Origin of the sequence: Rhodococcus sp. NPDC057014, assembly GCF_042673295.1 — a bacterium.
Taxonomy (GTDB): domain Bacteria; phylum Actinomycetota; class Actinomycetes; order Mycobacteriales; family Mycobacteriaceae; genus Rhodococcus_F.
Genome location: NZ_JBHUSF010000034.1, coordinates 21,953 through 43,674, shown reverse-complemented (window position 1 = coordinate 43,674; position 21,722 = coordinate 21,953). Strand labels below are relative to the sequence as shown.

General features: G+C 68.3%; 21 protein-coding genes and 1 pseudogene. 18 read left to right on the top strand and 4 right to left on the bottom strand.

Translation table 11 applies throughout. The features are described 5' to 3' along the window. Positions 1 to 64 precede the first annotated feature (64 nt). The 4 genes from lepB to ACFTZB_RS10290 are packed head-to-tail and all read left to right on the top strand — an operon-like array spanning position 65 to position 2,972. Positions 65 to 847: a signal peptidase I gene (gene lepB / locus ACFTZB_RS10305; protein WP_378431421.1), complete on the top strand. Its 783-nt coding sequence runs from the start codon at positions 65 to 67 to the stop codon at positions 845 to 847. Further along, positions 844 to 1,524, top strand: a complete 681-nt coding sequence (locus tag ACFTZB_RS10300; RefSeq protein ID WP_378431415.1) for a ribonuclease HII — start codon at positions 844 to 846, stop codon at positions 1,522 to 1,524. Before lepB ends, ACFTZB_RS10300 begins: the two co-directional genes overlap by 4 nt. 37 nt (positions 1,525 to 1,561) lie before the next feature. Continuing rightward, positions 1,562 to 1,879: a DUF2469 domain-containing protein gene (locus ACFTZB_RS10295; RefSeq protein WP_005240496.1), complete on the top strand. Its 318-nt coding sequence runs from the start codon at positions 1,562 to 1,564 to the stop codon at positions 1,877 to 1,879. Positions 1,880 to 1,928: 49 nt separating this feature from the next. Beyond that, positions 1,929 to 2,972: a patatin-like phospholipase family protein gene (locus ACFTZB_RS10290; protein ID WP_378431414.1), complete on the top strand. Its 1,044-nt coding sequence runs from the start codon at positions 1,929 to 1,931 to the stop codon at positions 2,970 to 2,972. A gap of 51 nt (positions 2,973 to 3,023) precedes the next feature. On the opposite strand, the gene ACFTZB_RS10285 is transcribed toward ACFTZB_RS10290, so the two are convergent. Together ACFTZB_RS10285 and ACFTZB_RS10280 are read right to left on the bottom strand one after the other, a co-directional pair. Continuing rightward, entirely contained in the window at positions 3,024 to 4,358 is a 1,335-nt protein-coding gene (locus tag ACFTZB_RS10285) for an MFS transporter (protein WP_378431412.1), read from the bottom strand. Then, positions 4,355 to 6,072 (bottom strand): annotated as a pseudogene (locus ACFTZB_RS10280) (amidohydrolase). The gene ACFTZB_RS10285 and the pseudogene ACFTZB_RS10280 overlap by 4 nt, the downstream one beginning before the upstream one ends. Positions 6,073 to 6,294: 222 nt before the next feature. Here ACFTZB_RS10280 and ACFTZB_RS10275 point away from each other — a divergent pair. From ACFTZB_RS10275 to ACFTZB_RS10250, 6 genes are all read left to right on the top strand, one after another. Further along, positions 6,295 to 7,197: an Lrp/AsnC family transcriptional regulator gene (locus ACFTZB_RS10275; protein ID WP_378431410.1), complete on the top strand. Its 903-nt coding sequence runs from the start codon at positions 6,295 to 6,297 to the stop codon at positions 7,195 to 7,197. A gap of 52 nt (positions 7,198 to 7,249) precedes the next feature. After that, a complete protein-coding gene (locus ACFTZB_RS10270; RefSeq protein ID WP_378431409.1) occupies positions 7,250 to 8,122 on the top strand; it encodes an LLM class F420-dependent oxidoreductase in 873 nt (290 codons plus the stop codon). A 209-nt stretch (positions 8,123 to 8,331) separates the two neighbouring features. After that, positions 8,332 to 8,688 (top strand): YraN family protein, encoded by a 357-nt coding sequence (locus ACFTZB_RS10265; protein ID WP_378431408.1) that lies wholly within the window; start codon positions 8,332 to 8,334, stop codon positions 8,686 to 8,688. Then, positions 8,688 to 10,196: a YifB family Mg chelatase-like AAA ATPase gene (locus ACFTZB_RS10260; RefSeq protein ID WP_378431407.1), complete on the top strand. Its 1,509-nt coding sequence runs from the start codon at positions 8,688 to 8,690 to the stop codon at positions 10,194 to 10,196. The genes ACFTZB_RS10265 and ACFTZB_RS10260 overlap by 1 nt, the downstream gene beginning before the upstream one ends. Further along, complete coding sequence (dprA, locus tag ACFTZB_RS10255; protein ID WP_378431406.1) at positions 10,193 to 11,347, top strand: DNA-processing protein DprA; 1,155 nt, start codon at positions 10,193 to 10,195, stop codon at positions 11,345 to 11,347. The genes ACFTZB_RS10260 and dprA overlap by 4 nt, the downstream gene beginning before the upstream one ends. Positions 11,348 to 11,659: 312 nt before the next feature. Further along, positions 11,660 to 12,439: a siderophore-interacting protein gene (locus tag ACFTZB_RS10250; RefSeq protein WP_378431404.1), complete on the top strand. Its 780-nt coding sequence runs from the start codon at positions 11,660 to 11,662 to the stop codon at positions 12,437 to 12,439. Between the two features lie 26 nt (positions 12,440 to 12,465). On the opposite strand, the gene ACFTZB_RS10245 is transcribed toward ACFTZB_RS10250, so the two are convergent. Further along, positions 12,466 to 13,635, bottom strand: a complete 1,170-nt coding sequence (locus ACFTZB_RS10245; RefSeq protein ID WP_378431419.1) for a multidrug effflux MFS transporter — start codon at positions 13,633 to 13,635, stop codon at positions 12,466 to 12,468. 85 nt (positions 13,636 to 13,720) lie between these two features. On the opposite strand from ACFTZB_RS10245, the gene ACFTZB_RS10240 reads away from it, so the two are divergent. Then, positions 13,721 to 14,647 (top strand): tyrosine recombinase XerC, encoded by a 927-nt coding sequence (locus ACFTZB_RS10240; RefSeq protein ID WP_378431403.1) that lies wholly within the window; start codon positions 13,721 to 13,723, stop codon positions 14,645 to 14,647. A gap of 125 nt (positions 14,648 to 14,772) precedes the next feature. After that, positions 14,773 to 15,798: a MinD/ParA family protein gene (locus tag ACFTZB_RS10235; protein ID WP_378431417.1), complete on the top strand. Its 1,026-nt coding sequence runs from the start codon at positions 14,773 to 14,775 to the stop codon at positions 15,796 to 15,798. 54 nt (positions 15,799 to 15,852) lie between these two features. Here ACFTZB_RS10235 and ACFTZB_RS10230 read toward each other — a convergent pair whose 3' ends face one another. Next, on the bottom strand, positions 15,853 to 16,380 hold the full coding sequence (locus ACFTZB_RS10230; RefSeq protein ID WP_378431402.1) for a M23 family metallopeptidase: 528 nt from the start codon (positions 16,378 to 16,380) through the stop codon (positions 15,853 to 15,855). A gap of 316 nt (positions 16,381 to 16,696) precedes the next feature. On the opposite strand from ACFTZB_RS10230, the gene rpsB reads away from it, so the two are divergent. The 6 genes from rpsB to ACFTZB_RS10200 all read left to right on the top strand — a co-directional run bounded on the left by rpsB (position 16,697) and on the right by ACFTZB_RS10200 (position 21,713). Then, positions 16,697 to 17,563, top strand: a complete 867-nt coding sequence (gene rpsB, locus ACFTZB_RS10225) for a 30S ribosomal protein S2 (protein ID WP_015890299.1) — start codon at positions 16,697 to 16,699, stop codon at positions 17,561 to 17,563. Positions 17,564 to 17,675: 112 nt separating this feature from the next. Continuing rightward, positions 17,676 to 18,500, top strand: coding sequence for a translation elongation factor Ts (gene tsf / locus ACFTZB_RS10220; protein ID WP_072937822.1), 825 nt, complete (start codon positions 17,676 to 17,678; stop codon positions 18,498 to 18,500). Positions 18,501 to 18,678: 178 nt separating this feature from the next. After that, positions 18,679 to 19,407: a UMP kinase gene (pyrH, locus tag ACFTZB_RS10215; protein WP_015890300.1), complete on the top strand. Its 729-nt coding sequence runs from the start codon at positions 18,679 to 18,681 to the stop codon at positions 19,405 to 19,407. An 81-nt stretch (positions 19,408 to 19,488) separates the two neighbouring features. After that, the gene (gene frr / locus ACFTZB_RS10210) at positions 19,489 to 20,046 is read left to right on the top strand and encodes a ribosome recycling factor (protein WP_015890301.1); all 558 of its coding nucleotides are present in this window, start codon (positions 19,489 to 19,491) and stop codon (positions 20,044 to 20,046) included. Between the two features lie 28 nt (positions 20,047 to 20,074). Continuing rightward, the gene (locus tag ACFTZB_RS10205; RefSeq protein WP_378431401.1) at positions 20,075 to 21,001 is read left to right on the top strand and encodes a phosphatidate cytidylyltransferase; all 927 of its coding nucleotides are present in this window, start codon (positions 20,075 to 20,077) and stop codon (positions 20,999 to 21,001) included. A 10-nt stretch (positions 21,002 to 21,011) separates the two neighbouring features. Continuing rightward, positions 21,012 to 21,713 (top strand): class I SAM-dependent methyltransferase, encoded by a 702-nt coding sequence (locus tag ACFTZB_RS10200; protein ID WP_378431400.1) that lies wholly within the window; start codon positions 21,012 to 21,014, stop codon positions 21,711 to 21,713. The last annotated feature ends 9 nt before the right edge of the window (positions 21,714 to 21,722 follow it).

Below are 21,722 nucleotides of genomic sequence, written 5' to 3'. Positions count from 1 at the left end.
GCACTGCGTACTCGCAGTGCCGGGCTAATCTGATTTCGTGACAGATTCTTCGAAGGAGCGGGCATTGTCGTCGGAATCCGAGACCACCGGCGATTCGGCCGCCACCTCCGCAGTGAACGGCGGTGCGGCGGAACCCGAGAAGAAGCCCCGCTCCTTCCTCCGCGAGCTGCCGATCCTGATTCTGGTCGCGCTCGTCCTGAGTTTCCTGCTGCAGACGTTCGTCGCCCGCGTCTACCTCATTCCGTCGGAATCGATGGAACCGACGCTGCACGGGTGCGCGGGCTGCACCGGTGACCGCATCGTGGTCGAGAAGATCGGTTACCGCTTCGGGGATCCGCAACCCGGCGACGTCATCGTGTTCCGCGGACCCGATTCGTGGTCACAGGATTTCGTGTCCACCCGTTCCTCCAACGTGGTGATCCGCGGTGCGCAGGAAGTCGGTTCCCTCGTCGGCCTCGTCCCGCCGGACGAGAACGACCTCGTCAAGCGTGTGATCGCCACCGGCGGTCAGACCGTCGAATGTTGCGACGATCAGGGCCGCATCCTGGTGGACGGTCAACCACTCGACGAGCCCTACGTCGTCATGGATTTCCCCTTCGTCCCCGGATCCCAGACCTGCGACACGGCCCTGAAGTCGGCACGCTGCTTCGGCCCCGTCACCGTCCCCGAGGGACACCTGTGGGTGATGGGTGACAACCGCAGCAACTCCGCGGATTCGCGGTACCACGTGGGCGACGACATGCAAGGCACCATCCCGCTCGACAACGTGATCGGCAAGGCGGTTTTCATCGCGTTGCCGCCGTCGCGGATGGGCACGATCAGTTCACCCGATATCCAGGGCAAGTGACTTCCTGGCCTCCACGCATCGTCATTCGCAGGTCGTCCGGTCTGCGGACGATGGAGTCGGCCCTGGTCCGCAGCGGACTCGGGCCGGTGGCCGGTGTCGACGAGGCAGGCCGGGGCGCGTGTGCGGGCCCGCTCGTCGTGGCGGCGTGTGTGCTCGCACCGAAGCCGTACCCGGCGCTGGCGCGGCTCGACGATTCGAAGAAGCTCACCGAACGCACGCGCGAAGAGCTGTTCCCGGCGATCACCCGCCTGGCCGTGGCGTGGAGCGTCGTGTCCTTCCCGGCCGAGGAAGTCGACCGCATGGGGGTCCACGTCGCCAACATCGAGGGCATGCGGCGTGCGGTCGCCGGGCTCTCGACCACCCCCGGCTACGTTCTCACCGACGGCTTCCGCGTGCCGGGGCTCCCGGCTCCGTCGCTGCCGGTGATCGGAGGCGACGCCGCGGCGGCGTGCATCGCGGCGGCGAGCGTCCTGGCCAAGGTGTCGCGGGACCGGGTGATGGTCGCGATGGACGACACGCACCCCGGCTACGGCTTCGCGATCCACAAGGGGTACAACACGCCCGCCCACCTGGCGGCGCTCGAGGAGCTGGGCCCGTGCCCGGAGCACCGCCGCTCGTGGTCGAACGTCGCGGCGCTGCTACACCGAGTGGATAACAGTTCCGGAAGTGCGAGATGATGACAATTCACACCAGAGCAGGAGGACTCCGAGACCGATGAGTGCCGAGGATCTCGAGAAGTACGAAACCGAGATGGAGCTGTCGCTCTACCGCGAGTATCGGGACATCGTCGGTCAGTTCTCCTATGTCGTGGAGACCGAGCGCCGGTTCTATCTGGCCAATTCGGTGGAGTTGCTGCCGCACAACGCGGACGGCGAGATCTACTTCGAGCTGCGCATGTCCGATGCCTGGGTGTGGGACATGTACCGTCCCGCGCGATTCGTGAAGTACGTCCGCGTCATCACGTTCAAGGACGTGAACATCGAGGAACTCGACAAGCCGGACCTGCGTCTCCCCGACAACGGTCTGTCCTGACGGTCCGCGCTGTGCCGTCTGCGGTGTGCCGGCCGCGTACGATCAGCCGATGACCGGACCGAGGCGCGTCGCGCTGGCTCTGGGCAGTGGCGGCGCCCGGGGGTACGCCCACATCGGCGCGATCCAGGTACTCGAGGAGCGCGGATTCGAGATCGTGGGGGTCGCCGGGTCGTCGATGGGCGCCCTCGTGGGCGGCCTGCACGCCGCGGGCACACTCGACGATTTCACCCGGTGGGCGATGGGTCTGACCCAGCTGGACGTCGTGCGGCTGCTCGACCTGTCGGTGTCCGCACCCGGCGCCATCCACGCCGAGAAGATCCTGCACCGGGTCCGGGAGATCCTCGGCGAGATCCGCATCGAAGACCTTCCCATCCCCTATACGGCCGTGGCCACCGATCTCGCTGCCGGCCGGTCGGTGTGGTTCCAGCGCGGCCCCGTCGACGCGGCGATCCGCGCGTCGATCGCCATCCCGGGTGTCATCACGCCGTATGTGCTCAACGGCAGGGTCCTCGCCGACGGTGGCGTACTCGACCCGCTGCCGATGGCTCCGCTCGTCTCGGTGAGCGCCGACCTGACCGTCGGAATCAGCCTGGGTGCCGAGGATCGGGACGGCCGTTCACTGGCCCCGGAGAACGTCAGCGCGGACTCGCGGCCGGTGGACGAGTGGATGGCCCGCTTCCGCCGCAGCGCCGCGCAGCTGCGTGACCTGGACATCGTGCGGTCGGTCGTGGGACGGTTCGGCGCCGCGCACACCGACCCGGACCCGTCGGAGGAGCAGGACGGCCAAGCGGTCGGTGATCAGCCCGGGGTCGAGGGCGATGCGGTGGTTGTCCCGAAGTTCAGCCGGTTCGCGGTGATGAACCGCTCACTCGACGTGATGCAGGCGACCCTGGCCCGGTACCAGCTCGCCGCGTATCCACCGGACGTACAGGTCCGGGTTCCCCGGAACGCGTGCCGCAGCCTCGACTTCCATCGTGCGGCCGAGATGATCGAATTGGGCCGGGTGCTCACCGGGCGTGCGCTCGACGACGCCGGACTCACCTCGACGACGGCCGCCGCGTCTCCGGCCGATTCTGACGGCGAGCCCGGCTGACGGCGGAACGGCCGGTGCGGCGCAGCACCGACCCTTCCCGTCTCGGGGGTGTCAGCTGGTGGTCTGCGCCCGCGCGGCGCCGAGGTCACCCACGGATTCGCCGTCGACGTGGTCGACGTGCTGCGGAGCCACGAGCAGGCAGACGATGCTGACGGCGCACATGCCGATCAGGAGTCCGATCACCGGCCACACGCTGCCGGTGGCCTGGTACATCAGCGTCGAAACCAACGGCGACAGTCCACCGAAGAGCGCGCCCGCACCCTGATAGGCGAGGGAGATGCTGGTGTACCGGGCCTGCGGCCGGAACATCTGCGACAACACCGCCGCGATCGGACCGTACGTCGCGGCCAGGACGAGCCGCATGGCGGCGAAGGTCAGGAAGATCAGGACCACCGAGCCGGACTTCAGCACCAGGAACTGCGGTGCCGCGAGCACCGCGACGGCGAGTAGTCCGTAGATCACCACGCGGATTCGGCCGACTTTGTCACCGAGCCACGCGACGCCGAGTGTGGCGATCAGTTCCACCACCGCCGCGACGCTGAGCGCGTTGAGGATCAGTGTCTCGGACAGTCCGACGTCCGGGTCGGTGGCGTAGGCGGTGATGAACGTGGTCACCAAGTAGTAGCCGCCGACCGCGACGGGCAGGATGCCCATGCCGAGCAGGATCGGGCGCCAGTTGGTGACGATGGCGTACCTCAGTGGGAGCGTGTCGGGTTCGGTGGCCGTCTGCACCTCGGATTCGAAGACCGGCGATTCTTCCACCTTCAGCCGCACCAGCAAGCCGACGCCGATCAGCAGTGCCGAGCACAGGAACGGCAGCCGCCACGCCCAATCGCGCAGTGCGTCGTCTCCGAACGTCGAGAGGACGCTGAAGAAGCCGGTGGCGAGCAGCGCGCCCGCGGGGTTTCCGAGCTGCGCGAATCCGCCGTAGAACGTCTTCTTGTCCTCGGGTGCGTGTTCGACGGCCATCAGGACGGCGCCGCCCCATTCGCCGCCCACCGCGAAGCCCTGCACGAATCGCAGGACCACCAGCAGCAGCGGAGCCCAGAAACCGATCTGCGCGTACGTCGGCAGCGCGCCGATCAGGAATGTGCCCGCGCCCATCAGGGTGAGCGTCACGACCAGTGCGGTTCGCCGGCCGAGCCGGTCGCCGACGTGCCCGAAGACGATGCCGCCCAGGGGGCGGGCGAAGAAGCCCACCGCGTAGGTGGCGAACGCGGCGGCGATGCCGGTCAGGCGGTCGGTGTCGGAGGGGAAGAAGATCTCGCCGAACACCAGTGCCGCCGCCGTGGCGTACACGTAGAAGTCGTACCACTCGATGGTGGTGCCGACGAAGGCCGCGAACCCCGCTTTGCGGGCCTTGGCGATCTGGGTGTCGTGACTCATGGCCGATCCTCGGTGGCTGCAGAGGTCGACACTAGGTCGCTGCGGGTGGAATGCGCCAGTTCGCCGTCGATCCACGTTTCCCGGACCTCGATCTCGGCGATGGTGTGCGGATCGACGGTGAGCGGGTCGGCGCCGAGGACCACGAAATCGGCACGCTTGCCGGGGGAGATGCTGCCCAGTTCGGATTCCCGTCCGAGTGTGCGGGCACCGTTCAGCGTGTGCGCGGTGAGAGCCTGGGCGGCCGTCAGCTGCAATGCGTTCGAGCCGAGTCGATGTCCCTGCCGGGTGACGCGGGTGACGGCGGCCTGGATGGCCTCGAGCGGTCGGGGCTCGGCCACCGGCGCGTCGGAACTGATCGTGACCGGCACGTCGGCTTCGACGAATTCGCCCAGCGGATTGAACCGCTCACCCGGGGTTCCGATGGCGGCGGTCACGCCCTCGCCCCAGTTGTAGTAGTGCTGCGGCTGGTTGACGGGGTACACGCCGAGCGCGTGCATTCGCGTGATCTGCTCGGGGGTCGGCAACCCGCAGTGCTCGATGCGGTGGCGGGCGTCGGCGTCGGGACGCGCGTCCTGCGCGGCCTCGATGGCGTCGAGAACCATGTCGATCGCGGTCGGCGACTGCGCGTGCGTCGCCGTTTGCAGACCGGCCGCGTGTGCCTTCGCGATCAGGGCCGCATAGTCGGCGGGCTCGTGGTAGAGCTGCCCGGTCCGGCACGGGTCGCCCACGTATCCGTCGGGGAAGTATGCGGTCCATCCGCCGAGAGTGCCGTCGGCGTAGAACTTGATCCCGCCGAACGCGAGTCGCGAGTTGCCGAACGCGCCGTGCAGTCCGGTGTCGAGCGCGTGATCGAGCAGGTGGCTGAGCAGGTACATGCTCACCCGGGTCTCGAGTCGACCCTGCTCCGCCAGGCGCAGGTACATGTCGAATTCGCGCCGGGTCACCTGGCAGTCGCCGATCGTGGTGACGCCGCCCTCGAGGAATTTCTCCTGCGCAACGGAGAGTTGCCGCAGATGCTCCTCGGGTTCGTCCTCGAGGTGGAAGTTCGGGCCGTGGTGCCCGACTTTGACCCCGTTCACGCCGGTGAGGATGTTGCACGCGGCGTCGGACAGTTCGCCGGTCGGTTCGCCGTCGGCGTCGCGGAAGAACTGGCCACCGGGCGGATCGGGGGTCTCGCGCGTGACGTCGTGGAGTTGCAGCGTGAAGGTGTTGACGACGCCGCCGTGGCCGCTGGCGTTCATCAGGTACACCTCGCGGTCGGTCCCGACCAGGTCGAGTTCCTCCTTCGTGGGGTGCCGGCCCTCGACGAGATTGCGATGCTCGTAGCCGTACCCGCGCACCGGGATCCCGGCCGGCTGGTTCCGGGCCGCCTCCTGCAGCAGCGCGACGATCTCCGGAATGCTGCGCGCCTTCTCCGGGCCGCAGTCCACCCAGCTGAGCATCTGACCGTACATCAGGGGGTGCGCATGCGGGTCGACGAACCCGGGCACGACGGTCGCCCCGGCGAGGTCGATGACGTCGGTGGTCGGGTACCGATCCGCCGCGCCTCCTCATGACATTCCGCGACGGTGCCGACGGCGGCGAACCGATTGCCGAAGACGAGAAAGGCCTCGGCGCCCTCGGTGTCTGCGTCCACGGTGCGGAGCGTGCCACCGGTGAAGACGGTGGCGGTGGCGTCGAGGGGAGACGCCTCGTGGTGAAACAGCTTGCGCATGGGGATCCTTCGAGGTGGTGGTGTGGGTCACGTTCCGATTGCGAGGGAAATTACGCCCTGACCAGGGCCTGCGCAATACACCAAAGTTGCAGACTGCGCGGTCTGCAACGGATGTGTTCGGGAATCGAAGCATATTCGCACCAATTCGCTGTTTTGCAGGATTCATGCGATTCTTCTCCTCTGCCGTCGGTGCAGAAAGAAGTTGGGGAAATTCGGGGCATTATGGGTGTCGAACTGGATTCCAGGCTCATCGCGGCGTTGCAGGCGAACGGTCGAGCGACCTACCGGGAACTCGCCGCGACCGTCGGCGCGCCGCGCGCCGCCGTGTCCGCGCGCGTCCAGGCGTTGCTCGACTCGGGCACGGTCAGCGTCGTCGCCGTCGCCCATCCCGAGTTGCTGGGCATCACGGCGATGGCGCACGTGTCCGTCGCCGTCTCGGGTCCGGTGGGCCCCGTGGCGGAGGCGCTCTGCGCGGTGGAGGCCGCCGTCTACATCTCCGCCGTCAGCGGGCAGTACAACATCATCGCCGAACTGCGCGTCCCCGGCAGGCAGGACCTCTACGACGCCATCGCCGCCATCCGTACGGTGAGCGGTGTCCGCACCGTCAACACGCTGTTCTATGCCGAGGTCATCAGGGGAATCTTCATGCCCAAGAGCGCATTACGGGCCGACGTGCGACTGGACTCGAAAGACGTCGCGCTCATCGAGTTGCTGGAGCGGAAGGGCCGGATGCCGTTTCTGGAACTGGCCGAGCGGACCGGTCTCTCACCCAGCGCTGCGCGGAATCGGGTCAACCATCTGATCGACAGCACCGCACTGCGCGTCGGTGCGGTCGTGAAGCGCCGCGGCGGCGGCCGGACCCTCGCCATGGGCATCGGTGTCAACCTCGGATCGCGGGACCGGGAAGCGTGCGCGCAGATCGAGGCGTTGCCGGGTATCGAATTCCTGGCGCGATCGCTCGGCAGATTCGACTTGATCGGCACCGTCGCCGCCGATTCGTCGGGCGATCTCTACTCCCTCGCCGAGCACATCCGGACGATCGACGGGGTGATGGCGCTGGAGACCTGGACGCACCTCGAGGTATTCAAGGAGCACTACGCCAGGAGCCTCGACGTGCGCGGATAGGTGCGTCCCGGAACCGGGCACTCCGGCCGGGCAACTGTGAGACGATCGGCCGATGCGCCTCGGGTTGCACGCCCTCGGAATCGGCACCGGCGCTCGCCGCGCCGTGATCGACGCGGTCGCGGTAGCCGCAGAGAACAGCGGATTCGCCACGCTGTGGGCCGGCGAACACGTCGTGATGGTGGACCGGTCGGCGTCGCGGTACCCGTATGCGGACGACGGAAAGATCGCCGTCCCCGCCGTTGCGGACTGGCTCGACCCCATGATCGGGCTGAGCTTCGCCGCCGCCGCCACTCACACGATCGGCGTCGCCACCGGGATACTGCTGCTGCCCGAACACAATCCCGTGCTCATGGCCAAGCAGGCGGCGACGCTGGATCTGATGAGCGGTGGCAGGCTCACCCTCGGCGTCGGCATCGGCTGGTCCAGGGAAGAATTCGCTGCACTCGGCATTCCGTTCGAGCGCCGCGGCGAGCGCGCAGCCGAATACGTCGCGGCGATGCGCACCCTGTGGAACGACGACGTCGCGACGTTCGACGGCGAGTTCGTCCACTTCGATTCCGTCCGGGTCAACCCGAAACCCGTCCGCGATCGCCGGATCCCGGTCGTGCTCGGCGGCAACAGCGACGCAGCGCTCCGCCGAATCGTGGCATGGGGCGACGGCTGGTACGGATTCAACCTGGACGGCGTCGACGCCGTCGCCGAACGGATCCGGACACTGCAGGCATTCTGCCGGGACAGCGGGCGAAATCCGGCCGAGTTGCACCTGGCCGTCGCCCTGCGCGACGGGGACCCGTCCCACGTCGATGCCCTGGCCGGCGTGGGCGTCGACGAACTCGTCCTCGTCGAATCACCACCCGAGGATCCGGGTGACGCCGCCGAGTGGGTGGCCGGTCTCGCGCACCGCTGGATGCCGGCCGTCGGCTGACCGTTCGAATACCGTATTGACAGCCTTGGCCTGCGTTTTCCTGGTGAGCCTGCGCCGCGGAGTATCGAGTTGTCCACAACCCGTACGTCATCCACAGCCCAAAGTGTCGGCCCAGTTCGCGGAGTTCTTCCGTAATCCGGGTCGGCCACGGTGGTGAGAGAGGCGCGGTTCGCATCGGTGGGCCGCCGCGGGACGGGGTGGAGGCTGCTGTGGCGCACAATCTCGCGCTGGGTGCACATGGAGAGGATCTGGCCGCCCGGTACCTCACCGAGGCGGGCATGGAGATCGTCGACCGCAACTGGCGATCCCGGTACGGCGAGGTCGATCTCATTGCGGCCGAGGGGGACTGGCTCGTCTTCGTCGAGGTGAAGACACGGCGCGGCCTGGGATACGGCACTCCCGCCGAGGCGGTGACGTTCTCCAAACAGCGACGCATCCGCCTGCTGGCGGTGGAATGGCTGCGGGAATCGAACCGGCACTGGTCGCGGGTGCGGTTCGACGTCGTCGCCATCATGATCGGGCACGGTCCGCAACCCCGGATCGAGCACGTCCGGGACGCGTTCTGATGGCGTTGGGGCGCGCGCATTCGGTGGCTGTGACCGGGGTCGACGGTCAGCTGGTCGAGATCGAGGCCGACATCGGCCGTGGGCTTCCCGCAGTGCATCTGGTCGGGCTGCCCGACACCGCGCTGTCGGAGGCGCGCGACCGGATCAGGGCCGCGGTCGCGAATTCGGGTGAGGAGTGGCCGGATTCGAAGGTGATCCTCGCGTTGTCGCCGGCGACGCTGCCGAAGGTCGGGTCGGTCTACGATCTCGCGCTGGTCGCTGCGGTGCTCGATGCGGCCAAACAGGTGAAGCGGCAGCGACTGCGCGAGACCGTTCTGCTCGGCGAACTCGCGCTGGACGGGCGGCTCCGGTCGGTGCGCGGGATCCTTCCCGCGGTGCTGGCGGCGAAGAATGCGGGATGGGCAACGGTGGTGGTCCCGGTGCAGTCGTTGCCCGAGGCGGGTCTGGTCGGAGGTGTCGAGGTGCTCGGCGCGCACGATCTGAGGGCGGCGATCGCGTGGTTGCGGGAGGAGCGTGAGCTCGAGTACCCCGAGCCGGCACAGTGGGTTGCGCAGCCGGTGCGAGCCGATCTGAGCGAGGTGGTGGGGCAGATGGAGGCGCGCTGGGCCATCGAGGTGGCGGCGGCGGGAGCGCACCACCTCATGCTCACCGGACCACCCGGCGTGGGGAAGACGATGCTGGCGCAACGTCTTCCGGGAGTTCTGCCGCCACTCACCGAGACCGAATCGCTCGAGGTGACGGCAATCCACTCCGTGGCGGGGCTCCTGCCGCCCGAGCGCCCCCTCATCGATGTGCCGCCGTTCATCGCACCCCACCACACCGCGTCGGTGAGTGCGCTCGTCGGCGGCGGCAGCGGTGTCGCGAAACCCGGTGCGGTCAGTCGCGCCCACCGCGGGGTGCTGTTCCTCGACGAGTGCGCCGAGATCGGAACCAAAGTGCTCGAGGCGCTGCGGACGCCACTCGAGGACGGGGAGGTGCGGATCGCGCGACGGGACGGGGTTGCCCGATACCCGGCGCGGTTCCAGCTGATCCTCGCGGCCAATCCGTGCCCGTGCGCGCCCCCGCGGGAGGCGGACTGCGTGTGCGCACCGACCGCCCGGCGACGCTACCTCGGGAAGTTGTCGGGACCACTGATGGACCGCGTGGACCTGCGGGTGCGGATGCAGGCCGTCGCGACAGGGGCGTTCATCGACGACGTCGGCGAGAGCACGGAGGACGTCCGGCAGAGGGTGGCCGAGGCGCGCGCCGCCGCAGGCGAGCGGTGGAGCGACTACGGGTGGCGCACCAACGCGGAGGTGCCGGGCCCGGCGCTGCGGCAGAAGTTCCGGTTGGCGCGCCCGGCGCTGGCGCCGGTGGAGCGAGCACTGCGCAAGGGGCTGATCACGGCCCGAGGGGCCGATCGTGCGTTACGGGTGGCATGGACGGTGAGCGATCTGGCCGGGCTCGCGATGCCGGGCCCCGAGCAGGTGGTCACCGCACTGGGATTTCGTGATCGGAGCTTTCAATGACGGTGGAAAGTCGAAGTGAAACAGGCGATCCGGGTGGATTCCCTGATCCCCGCCGGTTGGCGTGGGCGTATCTGTCGAAGGTGGTGCAGGGGCCGTGCCCGGCGCTGTCCCTTCTCGTGGAGGAGGTGGGGCCGGAGGAGGCCGCGCGGGCGGTACGGGAGCGGGACCTGTCGGACGTGCTGGGGGAGCGCACGGTGGCCCGTGCCCATGTGGACACGGCCGCGGACGATCTGGAGCTGGTGGCAGGGATGGGTGGCCGGCTCGTGACGCCGGACGACGACGAGTGGCCGCAGTGGCGGCTTCTCGGTTTCGGGAATTTGTCGCGGTCGCGGGACGAGGGTCCGCCGCTGGCGTTGTGGGTGCTCGGTTCGCGCCCGGTGGCCGAACTCACCGATCGGGCGATCGCGATCGTGGGGACACGGGCGGCGAGTGGATACGGCGAGCACGTGACGGCGGAGATAGCGGGTGATCTCGCCGTCGACGGGTGGACGATCGTGTCGGGTGCGGCGTTCGGAGTCGACGGCGCCGCGCATCGTGCGGCGCTGGGTGTCGGGGGTCTGACCGTGGCGGTGCTGGCGTGTGGTGTGGATCGTGCGTACCCGGCGGGGCATGCGCGGATGTTGCGGCAGATCGCGCAGAACGGTGCGGTGATCAGTGAGTACGCGCCCGGCACGACTCCCGCGAAACATCGCTTCCTGGCGCGGAACCGGTTGGTGGCGAGCCTGTCCGACGGGGTGGTCGTGGTGGAGGCGGGCTGGCGCAGCGGCGCCCGGAACACGGTGAGCTGGGCTCGCAAGCTGGGGCGCCCGGTGATGGCGGTGCCGGGTCCGGTGACGTCGGCGTCGTCGACCGGGTGCAATCGCATGATTCGGGAGGGTGAGGCGCGGTTGGTCGCGAACGCCGGCGACGTGGTGGAGGAGGCCGGACCGATCGGACTGCGGGAAGGTCCCGAGGTGGTCCGCGATCTCGACGCGCTGTCGGGCGACGCCCTGCTGGTGTACGAGGCGCTGCCCGCCGCCGGACCGCGCGGAGTCCGGGAACTGTCCGAACTGTCCGGGGTCGCGGTGGAGCAGGTCCGTGCCGTGCTCCCGCTGCTGGAGATGGAGGGCTTCGTCGGCTCCGACGACACGGGGTGGTCCCGGCAGCGGTGAGGCGGGGCGGGTCCGGCGCGTTTCGGTTCGGCCTGCGCACACGGCGAGTCGAACCGGCCGATCGGCGACGACGTGGAGTAGAAACGTCTCAGGAACGCGCCTCACACACCGCATGCGATACCCACGGGTGGATCAGCGTCACGTAAGGAGTGAGATATGGGGTCAGCCGAGGACTTGTGGCGGAACTTCGTCGCGCAGGTGTTGAGCCTGTTGATCGCTTCCGGCTCGTAACGACGCCGGCCGCGGCCGGCGGTCTCTCCTGTACCGTAGTTAGGTAACACTAACCAACTTGAGTTCATTGGAGAGATGCCTGTGGCAAAGCCGACTGCAACACTGACCGTGCTCCGCACCGAATGGCTGACGCCGCACATGGTGCGGGTAATCCTCGGCGACCCGGGATTCGACAGCTTCGTTCCCAACGCCTTCACCGACGCGTACGCGAAACTCGAATTCGGAAGCCCCGAAGCGCCGGTGCTGCGCACCTACACGATCCGTTCGGTGGACCCGGCGGCGCGTGAGATCGCCATCGACTTCGTGGTCCACGGCGACGCCGGGGTCGCGGGACCGTGGGCCGCGTCCGCGAGGGCCGGTGACGTCCTGACACTGCGCGGCCCCGGAGGGGCGTTCGCACCGGATCCGGCGGCCGACTGGTACCTGTTCGCCGGCGACGAGACCGCCATCCCCGCCATTTCGGCGTCCGTCGAGAAACTCGACGCGTCGGCGGTGGGACGGGTGATCATCGAGGTCGCAGGCCCGGACGACGAGATCGCCTTCGACGCACCCACGGGTGTCGACGTCACATGGATCCACCGCGGGGACACGGCCGACCAAATCGGGGAAGCGGCGTCGGGAGACAACGCCCCGCTCGTCGCTGCGGTCCGCGACACCGCATGGCTGCCCGGAGACGCGCAGGTGTTCATCCACGGTGAGGCGCAGGCCGTGATGCACAACCTCCGCTCCTACGTGCGCAACGAGCGGGGCGTCCCCGCGCGTTCCGCGTCGATCTCCGGATACTGGCGCCGCGGCCGCACCGAGGAAGGCTTCCGGGTGTGGAAGTCCGAGCTCGCCGCGAGCGAGGGTGCCTCCCGCTGACACGCTGACCCGATGCGGCGGACGCGCTACGAGCTGTGCGTCCGCCGCGTCAGCACCAGCAGCGACAACATGGCCACCGCGCCCGCTGACGGGATCGCGACGGCCATCGGGACGGCGGTGTCGGGTCCGGCGATGCCGACGAGCGGCGAGACCACCGCGGCGAGCCCGAACTGGCCGGCCCCGAGGAGTGCGGACCCGGTGCCGGAAGCTTTCGTCACCTCGCCCTGAGCCAGCGCCGTCGCGTTGCCCATCACGAAACCGATGCTCGACACGGAGACGAACAGTGGGAGCAGGATCGCCCACCAGGGCGGCGAATCGATCGCTGTCGCGGCGACCAGCAGCACGACACCCGCCGCCAGGAGCAGCGTGACCCCGAAACCGAGCAGCTGCCGGGCATGGAACGTGCCCACGAGCCGCGTGTTCACGATCGCGGCGCTCACCATTCCCGCTGCGTTCACCGCGAACACCATCGAGAACTGCCCCGGGCTGAGGCCGAGGACGTTCTGCACGACGAACGGGGACGCGGAGATGTACGAGAAGAGAGCGACGAACCCGAACATGAACGTGAACGCGTAACCCAGGTACACGCGGTTGCCGACGACGTAGTGCAGGTTCCGGACGAGGGCCGTGAGCCCGCCGCCGTGCCGGTGCTGCTCGGGAAGCGTCTCCGGGACGAGAATCAGCACGCCCGCGAACATTGCCACCCCGGCGGCGGTGAGGACCCAGAAGATCCCTCGCCAGCCGACCGGCCCGAGCAGGGCCCCGCCCAGCAGCGGCGCGACCACCGGTGCGACTCCGCCGATGATCATCATGATGCTGAAGAGGCGGGCGGCGCTGTCTCCTCGGGCCCGGTCGGCGATGCAGGCCCGTGCGAGCACGATCGCCGCGCCCCCGCTCAGTCCCTGGAACAATCTTGCGGCGATGAGGGTTTCGACGGTCGGGGCGAGTGCGCAGGCCATCGCGGCGAGCGTCGTCACGACGGTGGCGCCGATCAGCAGGCGCCGCCGTCCGAGACCGTCCGACAGCGGTCCGACCACGAGCTGGCCGATCCCGAGCCCGGCCATGAACGTGGTCAAAGTCAGCTGCACGCTCGGCGCCGACGTGTTCAGGCTCTCCGTCATCAGCGGGAGGCCGGGGAGATACATGTCGGTGGCCAGGGGGGCGATCGCGGACAGTAACGCCAGAACACACAACATCGGGATGGGGATCGTTCGCTGCACAAAGGAACTCTAGCGGCGCGGCTGCTTGATTTATGTCCCGCCCGAGTCGACTGTTGCCTCTATGAGCAGCGACCTTCCGGCCCCGTTGGAGCTGGTACTCGACGAGTACACACGGCATCTCGGGCTCGAGCGCGGCCGATCGCCGCACACCGTGAAGGCGTACGTCGCGGACGCGAAGTCGCTGCTGCAACACTGGTTGTCGGCGTCACCGGACGCGCACCTCGGGGAGCTCGACATCCAGGTGCTGCGGTCGTGGCTGGCAGGCCAGTCCGCGGCCGGCGTCGCCCGGACGACACTCGCCCGGCGGACGTCGTCGGTGCGCAACTTCACAGCCTGGCTGCTGCGAACCCGGCGAATCGCCACAGACCCCGGCGCCCGGCTGGGTGCCGCGAAGGCTCACCGGGCGCTGCCCCCGGTGCTGCGGCAGTCGCAGGCGGCCGACGTGATGGACGCCGCCGAATCGGGCGCGCAGCAGAACGATCCGATCGCACTTCGCGACCGCCTCATCGTGGAACTGCTGTACGCGACCGGAATACGGGTGGGGGAGCTGTGCGGCCTCGACCTCGGATCGGTGGACCGCGAACGACAGCTCCTGCGCGTGATCGGCAAGGGAGACAAGGAGCGCTCGGTGCCGTACGGGAAACCGGCCGCCGCCGCCATCGACCTCTGGTTGCACGTCGGCAGACCCGCGGTCGCGACGGACGGTTCCGGGCAGGCGCTTCTCCTCGGCAAGCGGGGAAAGCGACTGGATCAGCGGCAGGCGCGCAGCGTCGTGCACGACGTGCTGTCCGCGGTCCCCGGCGCGCCGAACCTGAGCCCGCACGGCCTTCGCCACACGGCGGCCACACACCTGCTCGAAGGCGGCGCCGACCTGCGCGTGGTGCAGGAACTGCTCGGGCACGCCAGCCTCGCGACCACCCAGCTCTACACCCACGTGTCCGTGGCGCGGCTCCGCGCGGTGCACGATCAGGCCCACCCGCGGGCCTGACCCGGTTTGGTAGCGTCGCGCCACGAATCTGCCGTTGTTGCTGCACTGTCCCGGGGGAAATAGTGGATCGCGAAGACTTGACTCGACCGCAGCCGTCCTGGCTGGACGACGGTGGCGGCGCCTCGGTGGGTGAACCCGCGGCCGATCCGTGGGGCCCGCCGTCCTTCGACGGTCCCGCCCCTGACCCGGGCCGGCATCAGGTGACCAGTCAGGATCTGGTGGCCGACGCGCTCCTCGCGCGGGCACGCAAGACTCCCACCCGCGGGTGGCGGCGCGGCCTGCACCGGCTCACCGGGGGATCGGTGAATCCGGGGGAGTCGGCGGGCGAGACGCGCGAGGCGGCGCTGCTCGACCGCATCCGGCAGCCGATCCAGGGGGACTATCGAATCGCATTCCTGTCGTTGAAAGGCGGCGTCGGCAAGACGACGACCACGATCGGGCTGGGATCGACGTTCGCGTCGCTGCGCGGCGACTGTGTGATCGCCGTCGACGCCAACCCCGACTTCGGGACACTCGCGCAACGCGTGCCGCTGCAGACGCATTCGACCGTCCGGGATCTGATCGCGGCGGAGCCGGACGTCCGGCGCTACTCCGATGTGCGGGCGCACACGTCGCAGGCGCCGAGCCGCCTCGAGGTGCTCGCCAGCGAACAGGACCCGGCGATCTCCGAGGCCTTCAGTGAGGACGACTATCGGCGGGTCATCGGCATCCTGCAGGTGTACTACAACATCATCCTCACCGACTGCGGCACCGGCATCATGCACTCGGCGATGAACGGCGTGCTGCAACTCGCCAATGCGCTGGTGCTGGTGAGTTCGCCGGCCATCGACGGCGCGCGCAGTGCCGCCGCCACACTGGACTGGTTGCAGCATCACGGTTACGGGCACCTCGTCTCGCGGACGGTCGTGGTCATCAGCGCGGCGAGGCCCGGGTCGAGCACGATCGACATGACGGAACTGACCAATCACTTCCTGCTCCGCTGCAGGGCCGTGAAGGTGGTGCCGTTCGACGAACACCTCGCCGAGGGTTCGGTCGTGGATCTGGACCTGCTGCGTCCCGCGACGCGCAAGGCGTTCGTCGAACTCGCCGCGATGGTCGCGGACGACTTCCCCGAGTCGGCGGGCAGGCACGCCGTCGCCGAGTGGCGCTAGCCGCGACGATCTGTGCCTAGTGGCGCTAGCCGCGACGATGTGGGCCGAGTGGCGCTAGCCGCCGACGGGTTCGAGCCGTATGGGTGCCGCCCGGACGAGGCCGAGCGGGTCGAGGTAGTCGCGGTCGCGGCGCAGACCCCAGTGCAGGCAGGCGGCGACGGGGGCGATGCAGCCCGGGTGCCCGGGTTCGAGTGTGCCGAGGACGGTGCCGCGGCCGACGCGCAGCCCGGGCGTGACCCGGGCGGTCACCGGTTCGTACGTGGTGCGCAGACCTCCCGGGTGGTCGACGGAGACGACGGGTTTGCCCGCGACCGTGCCGGCGAACACCACCACGCCCGCGCCCGCGGACAGCACGGCCTCGTCGGGCACGCCTCCGAGATCCACGCCGCGATGGCCGGGAAGCCAGTCGTGCTCCGGGTTGTCGAACGCCCGCACCACCCGCGGCCGCGGGTGCAGAGGCCAGTCGAAGTCGCCGTCCGGCGCGGCTTCGGCGGGCGGGGCGAGGAGGACCGCGGCGGTGAGGAGGGTCGTGGCCGTGACCGTAACCGTCAGGACCCGCAGGATCGCCCCGAACTTCGTCATGGCTCGACGATCCCGCACGTCGGGGCAAATATCGGGCGGCGGGCGACAGTGTGGATGGATTTCGATTCGTCCACAGATTCCGCAGAACCCTTGCACGCGCGGCCGGGGTGTGGCAGGGGCGGTTAGGGCGTGGGGCGTGGAGGCCGTACACTGATCGAGCGGTCTGTGCTCGCACAGTCCGACTTCGCGCGTCCGCGCAGTGTACGGATCGTCGGCTGGTCTCGCATTTCGGTGTGAGTCCGACGGTTCACGGGCGCCAGGGCGGAACGTCACCGACGTTCGGCATCAACCGGCAATGAAAGAGAGATACACAGCCATGGCTGTCGTAACAATGAAGCAGCTGCTGGACAGCGGCACGCACTTCGGTCACCAGACGCGTCGCTGGAACCCGAAGATGAAGCGGTTCATCTTCACCGACCGCAACGGCATCTACATCATCGACTTGCAGCAGACGCTGACGTACATCGACAAGGCGTACGAATTCGTCAAGGAGACCGTTGCCCACGGCGGCACCGTCCTCTTCGTCGGCACCAAGAAGCAGGCCCAGGAGTCCATCGCGGCCGAGGCCACTCGCGTCGGGATGCCCTACGTCAACCAGCGTTGGCTCGGTGGCATGCTCACCAACTTCACCACCGTCCACAAGCGTCTTCTCCGTCTCAAGGAGCTCGAGGCGATGGAGCAGACCGGTGGCTTCGAGGGTCGCACCAAGAAGGAAATCCTCATGCTCACGCGTGAGATGACCAAGCTGGACCGCACGCTCGGCGGTATCCGCGACATGGCCAAGGTTCCCTCCGCGGTGTGGGTCGTCGACACCAACAAGGAGCACCTGGCGGTCGCCGAGGCTCGCAAGCTGAACATCCCGGTCATCGCGATCCTGGACACCAACTGCGACCCCGACCTCGTCGACTACCCGATCCCGGGCAACGACGACGCCATCCGCAGCGCCGCCCTGCTCACCAAGGTCGTCGCTTCCGCGGTGGCCGAGGGCGTGCAGGCCCGTGCCGGACTGAGCTCCGACAAGGACGCGAAGCCCGAGGCCGGCGCCGGTGAACCCCTCGCCGAGTGGGAGCAGGAACTGCTCTCGCAGGCAGCGCCCGCAGCAGAGGCCGCTCCCGCAGCTGAGGCACAGGCGGCTCCGGCTGCCGAGGCCCCCGCAGCAGAGGCTCCCTCCACCGAGGCCTGATCCGATGCACACGGCCCTGACCAAGAGATCTTTGGTCAGGGCCGTTTCACGGTCTGCCCCGAGTACTACCCTGACTTACGTCCCAACAGACATATGAGGAGGCTCGCTCACCATGGCGAACTACACCGCCGCTGACGTCAAGCGGCTCCGCGAGCTCACCGGCTCCGGAATGATGGCCTGCAAGAACGCTCTCGCTGAGGCCGAGGGTGACTTCGACAAGGCTGTCGAGCAGCTGCGCATCAAGGGCGCCAAGGACGTGGGCAAGCGTGCCGAGCGCACCACGGCCGAGGGCCTGGTCGTTTCCAAGGACGGCGTCCTGCTCGAGCTCGACTGCGAGACGGACTTCGTCGCGAAGAACGAGGACTTCCTGAAGCTCGCCGAGTCGATCGTCACGGTCGCCGCCGCGGCGAAGCCGGCCGACGTCGACGCCCTCAAGGCGCTCGAGCTCGACGGCAAGACGGTCGACACCGTCATCCAGGAGCAGTCCGCGAAGATCGGTGAGAAGCTCGTCCTGAGCAAGATCGCCTCGTTCGACGGACCGGTCGCGGTCTACCTGCACAAGCGCAGCGCCGACCTGCCGCCCGCCGTCGGCGTCCTCGTCGAGTACACCGGTGAGGGCGACGCCGCTGCGGAGGCCGCTCGCGGCGCCGCCATGCAGGTCGCGGCTCTCAAGGCCAAGTACGTCACGCGTGACGAGGTCCCCGAGGACATCGTCGCCAACGAGCGTCACATCGCCGAGGAGACCGCGCGCGCCGAGGGCAAGCCGGAGCAGGCTCTGCCGAAGATCATCGAAGGCCGCGTCAACGGCTACTTCAAGGACGTCGTGCTGACCGAGCAGTCCTCGGTCCAGGACTCCAAGAAGTCCGTCAAGGCGATCCTCGACGAGGCAGGCGTCACCATCAAGCGCTTCGTTCGCTTCGAGGTCGGTGCTTCGTAGCCGCTCGTGTGAGTCGTATGGCCCCGTCGGACGAGTGCGCTCGCCCGGCGGGGCCTACGTATACCGCCTCCGTCCTGATGAGGCAGGATGAGGATGGCCGTCTGAATGGGCCGGGTAGCCGCGTGGGTGCGCTCGGCCGCTGTCGAAATCGACGAGTGCTGTGGAACTGAGGAGAGCAATGTCCGAACCAGCCAACGAACGTACGGGATTCCATCGAGTCCTTCTCAAACTCGGCGGAGAAATGTTCGGTGGTGGCAAGGTCGGTCTCGACCCCGACGTGGTGACCAAGGTCGCCGAGCAGATCGCCGAGGTCGTGCGATCCGGGGTGCAGGTGGCGGTGGTCATCGGCGGCGGCAACTTCTTCCGTGGCGCGGAACTGCAGCAGCGAGGTCTGGACCGCGCGCGTTCCGACTACATGGGCATGCTCGGCACCGTCATGAATTGCCTTGCTCTGCAGGACTTCCTGGAGAAGGAGGGCATCGACAGCCGGGTGCAGACGGCGATCACCATGGGCCAGGTGGCGGAACCGTACATTCCGCTGCGCGCCCAGCGTCACCTCGAGAAGGGGCGCGTCGTGATCTTCGGCGCCGGCATGGGCATGCCGTACTTCTCGACCGACACGACCGCGGCGCAGCGGGCCCTCGAGATCGGCGCCGAGGTGGTGCTGATGGCCAAGGCCGTCGACGGCGTGTTCACCGCGGACCCGAATCTCGACCCGAACGCCACGATGTACACGCAGATCACGCACCGTGAGGTCATCGAGCAGGAGCTGAAGGTGGCCGACGCGACGGCCTTCAGCCTGTGTATGGACAACCAGATGCCGATCATGGTGTTCAATCTGCTGACCGAGGGGAATATCGCTCGGGCGGTGTCCGGTGAGAAGATCGGAACGCTCGTCAAGTCATGACGCGCGTGCCACGCTCGACACAGGGTTTTCTCGAAACAGAGGCAGTGACGAATCGATGCAGAACGACATGGAGGAACAGCCGTGATTGATGAAGCTCTCTTCGAAGCCGAGGAGAAGATGGAGAAGGCTGTCACGGTGGCCAAGGACGATCTCGGATCGATCCGCACGGGCCGTGCGAATCCTGGCATGTTCAACCGCATCGGCATCGACTACTACGGCGCGTTCACGCCGATCACGCAGCTCGCCAGCATCAATGTGCCGGAGGCGCGACTCGTCGTCGTCAAGCCGTACGAGGCCTCGCAACTGAACGCCATCGAGACGGCGATCCGGAACTCCGATCTGGGCGTGAACCCGTCGAACGACGGAAACCTGATCCGCATCTCCGTTCCCCAGCTCACCGAGGAACGTCGCCGCGAACTGGTCAAGCAGGCCAAGTCCAAGGGCGAGGACGCGAAGGTGTCCGTGCGGAACGTGCGCCGCAAGGCGATGGACGAGCTGTCCCGGATCCAGAAGGACGGCGAGGCCGGCGAGGACGAGGTGGGGCGGGCCGAGAAGGAACTCGACAAGACGACCGCCCGGTACGTCGCGCAGGTCGACGAACTGGTGAAGCACAAGGAAGCCGAGTTACTGGAAGTTTAGTCACGAGACGAGGAGTGGATCGGGGACAGTGACCGTGCCAGCAGAACACGGAACCCCAGGGGGACCCATCTCCGAGGGCGATTCCTCGGAGCCGGTCTCCGAGGGGAAGCCCGCGCCGGAACCGGCCGCGGCCGCGAAGTCCAAGGCCGGGCGCAACCTCCCCGCGGCGATCGGCGTCGGCGTCGGGCTCGGCGTCGCGCTCATCCTGATCCTCGTCTACGTGCCCCTCGTGTGGATCGGGGTGGTCGCGGTCGCGATGGCCGTGGCCACGTGGGAGGTCACGAAGCGGCTCCGCGAGGCAGGCATCAGCGCCCCTCGGATCCCGCTGATCGCCGGGGGTCAGGCGATCCTGTGGCTCGGGTGGCCGTTCGGCCCGGTTGGTGTGCTCAGCGCCTTCGCGGGCACGGTGCTGGTGTGCATGGTCTGGCGCCTGTTCGACCACGGGTTGAAGGCGACACCGCAGAACTTCCTCCGGGACACGGCGATCACCGTGTTCGTGGCCTCCTGGATTCCGTTGCTGGCGTCGTTCGCGGTGCTGATGGTGCTGCAGGACGACGGCGCCGGGCGGGTGCTGTGCCTGATGATCGGCGTGGTCTGCTCCGATGTCGGCGGTTATGCGGCGGGCGTGCTGTTCGGCAAGCATCCGATGGTGCCGGCGATCAGTCCCAAGAAGTCGTGGGAGGGATTCTTCGGCTCGCTGCTGTTCTGCGTGATCGGAAGCCTGCTGACGGTCACGCTGATCCTCGACGAGAACTCGATGATCGGTGTGCTCCTCGGCGTCGTCCTGGTGGTGACCGCCACGCTCGGCGATCTCATCGAATCCCAGGTCAAGCGCGAGCTGCGCATCAAGGACATGGGCACTCTGCTCCCCGGGCACGGCGGGATCATGGACCGTCTCGATTCCCTGCTGCCGTCGGCGTTCGTGACGTGGCTGGTGCTCACGGTCCTCGTGTGACCGCGCTGCCGTGACCATCCCCAGCCCGAACATCTGGCACTGGCCCGAGTGGTACGAGGTGGAGAATCGTGCCCAGGACGTGGACGGGGCGATCTTCCGGCACCTGCGCGGTGCCGTCGGCTGGACGGGCGGCGTCGTCGCCGACGTGGGCTGCGGCTCCGGTTTCCATCTGCCGGTCTTCGCGGAGTCCGCGGCGTCGGTGTTCGGCATCGAACCGCATCCGCCGCTTCGGGAACGGGCCCGCGCCCGGGTGGGGCACCTGCCGAACGTCCGGGTGCTCGACGGTTCCGCGGAGGGCATACCCCTCGGCGATGCGTCCGTCGATGTCGTGCACGCGCGGACCGCGTATTTCTTCGGACCGGGTTGCGGCCGCGGAATCCGCGAGGCGATGCGGGTATTGCGCCCGGGCGGCGCGCTGGTGGTGGTCGATCTCGACGCGACGGCCCATCCGTACGGCGAGTGGATGCGCGCCGACCTGCCGCAGTACCACCCGGCGACCGTGGAGTCGTTCTTCACGGCCCAGGGGGTCGATCTGGTGCGCGTGGAGACCCGATGGCGCTTCCCGAACCGGGAAGCGCTGCGCGCCGTTCTCGGCATCGAGTTCACGAAGAAGACGGCGTCGACGGCGTTCGCGCAGACACCCGGCGTGACTCTCGACGTGCGCTACCGCGTGCACGTCCGCCGAAAGCCCGCCGGGCTGGAGTTGCTCTGACCGGTGTCG

Coding starts and splice junctions, on each gene's coding strand:
- ACFTZB_RS10240 (WP_378431403.1), top strand. CDS start 13,721: ATGAGCAGCGACCTTCCGGCCCCGTTGGAGCTGGTACTCGACGAGTAC.
- ACFTZB_RS10260 (WP_378431407.1), top strand. CDS start 8,688: ATGGCGTTGGGGCGCGCGCATTCGGTGGCTGTGACCGGGGTCGACGGT.
- dprA (WP_378431406.1), top strand. CDS start 10,193: ATGACGGTGGAAAGTCGAAGTGAAACAGGCGATCCGGGTGGATTCCCT.
- ACFTZB_RS10275 (WP_378431410.1), top strand. CDS start 6,295: ATGGGTGTCGAACTGGATTCCAGGCTCATCGCGGCGTTGCAGGCGAAC.
- ACFTZB_RS10285 (WP_378431412.1), bottom strand. CDS start 4,358: ATGAGTCACGACACCCAGATCGCCAAGGCCCGCAAAGCGGGGTTCGCG.
- ACFTZB_RS10230 (WP_378431402.1), bottom strand. CDS start 16,380: ATGACGAAGTTCGGGGCGATCCTGCGGGTCCTGACGGTTACGGTCACG.
- ACFTZB_RS10270 (WP_378431409.1), top strand. CDS start 7,250: ATGCGCCTCGGGTTGCACGCCCTCGGAATCGGCACCGGCGCTCGCCGC.
- ACFTZB_RS10295 (WP_005240496.1), top strand. CDS start 1,562: ATGAGTGCCGAGGATCTCGAGAAGTACGAAACCGAGATGGAGCTGTCG.
- tsf (WP_072937822.1), top strand. CDS start 17,676: ATGGCGAACTACACCGCCGCTGACGTCAAGCGGCTCCGCGAGCTCACC.
- pyrH (WP_015890300.1), top strand. CDS start 18,679: ATGTCCGAACCAGCCAACGAACGTACGGGATTCCATCGAGTCCTTCTC.
- rpsB (WP_015890299.1), top strand. CDS start 16,697: ATGGCTGTCGTAACAATGAAGCAGCTGCTGGACAGCGGCACGCACTTC.
- ACFTZB_RS10290 (WP_378431414.1), top strand. CDS start 1,929: ATGACCGGACCGAGGCGCGTCGCGCTGGCTCTGGGCAGTGGCGGCGCC.
- ACFTZB_RS10245 (WP_378431419.1), bottom strand. CDS start 13,635: ATGTTGTGTGTTCTGGCGTTACTGTCCGCGATCGCCCCCCTGGCCACC.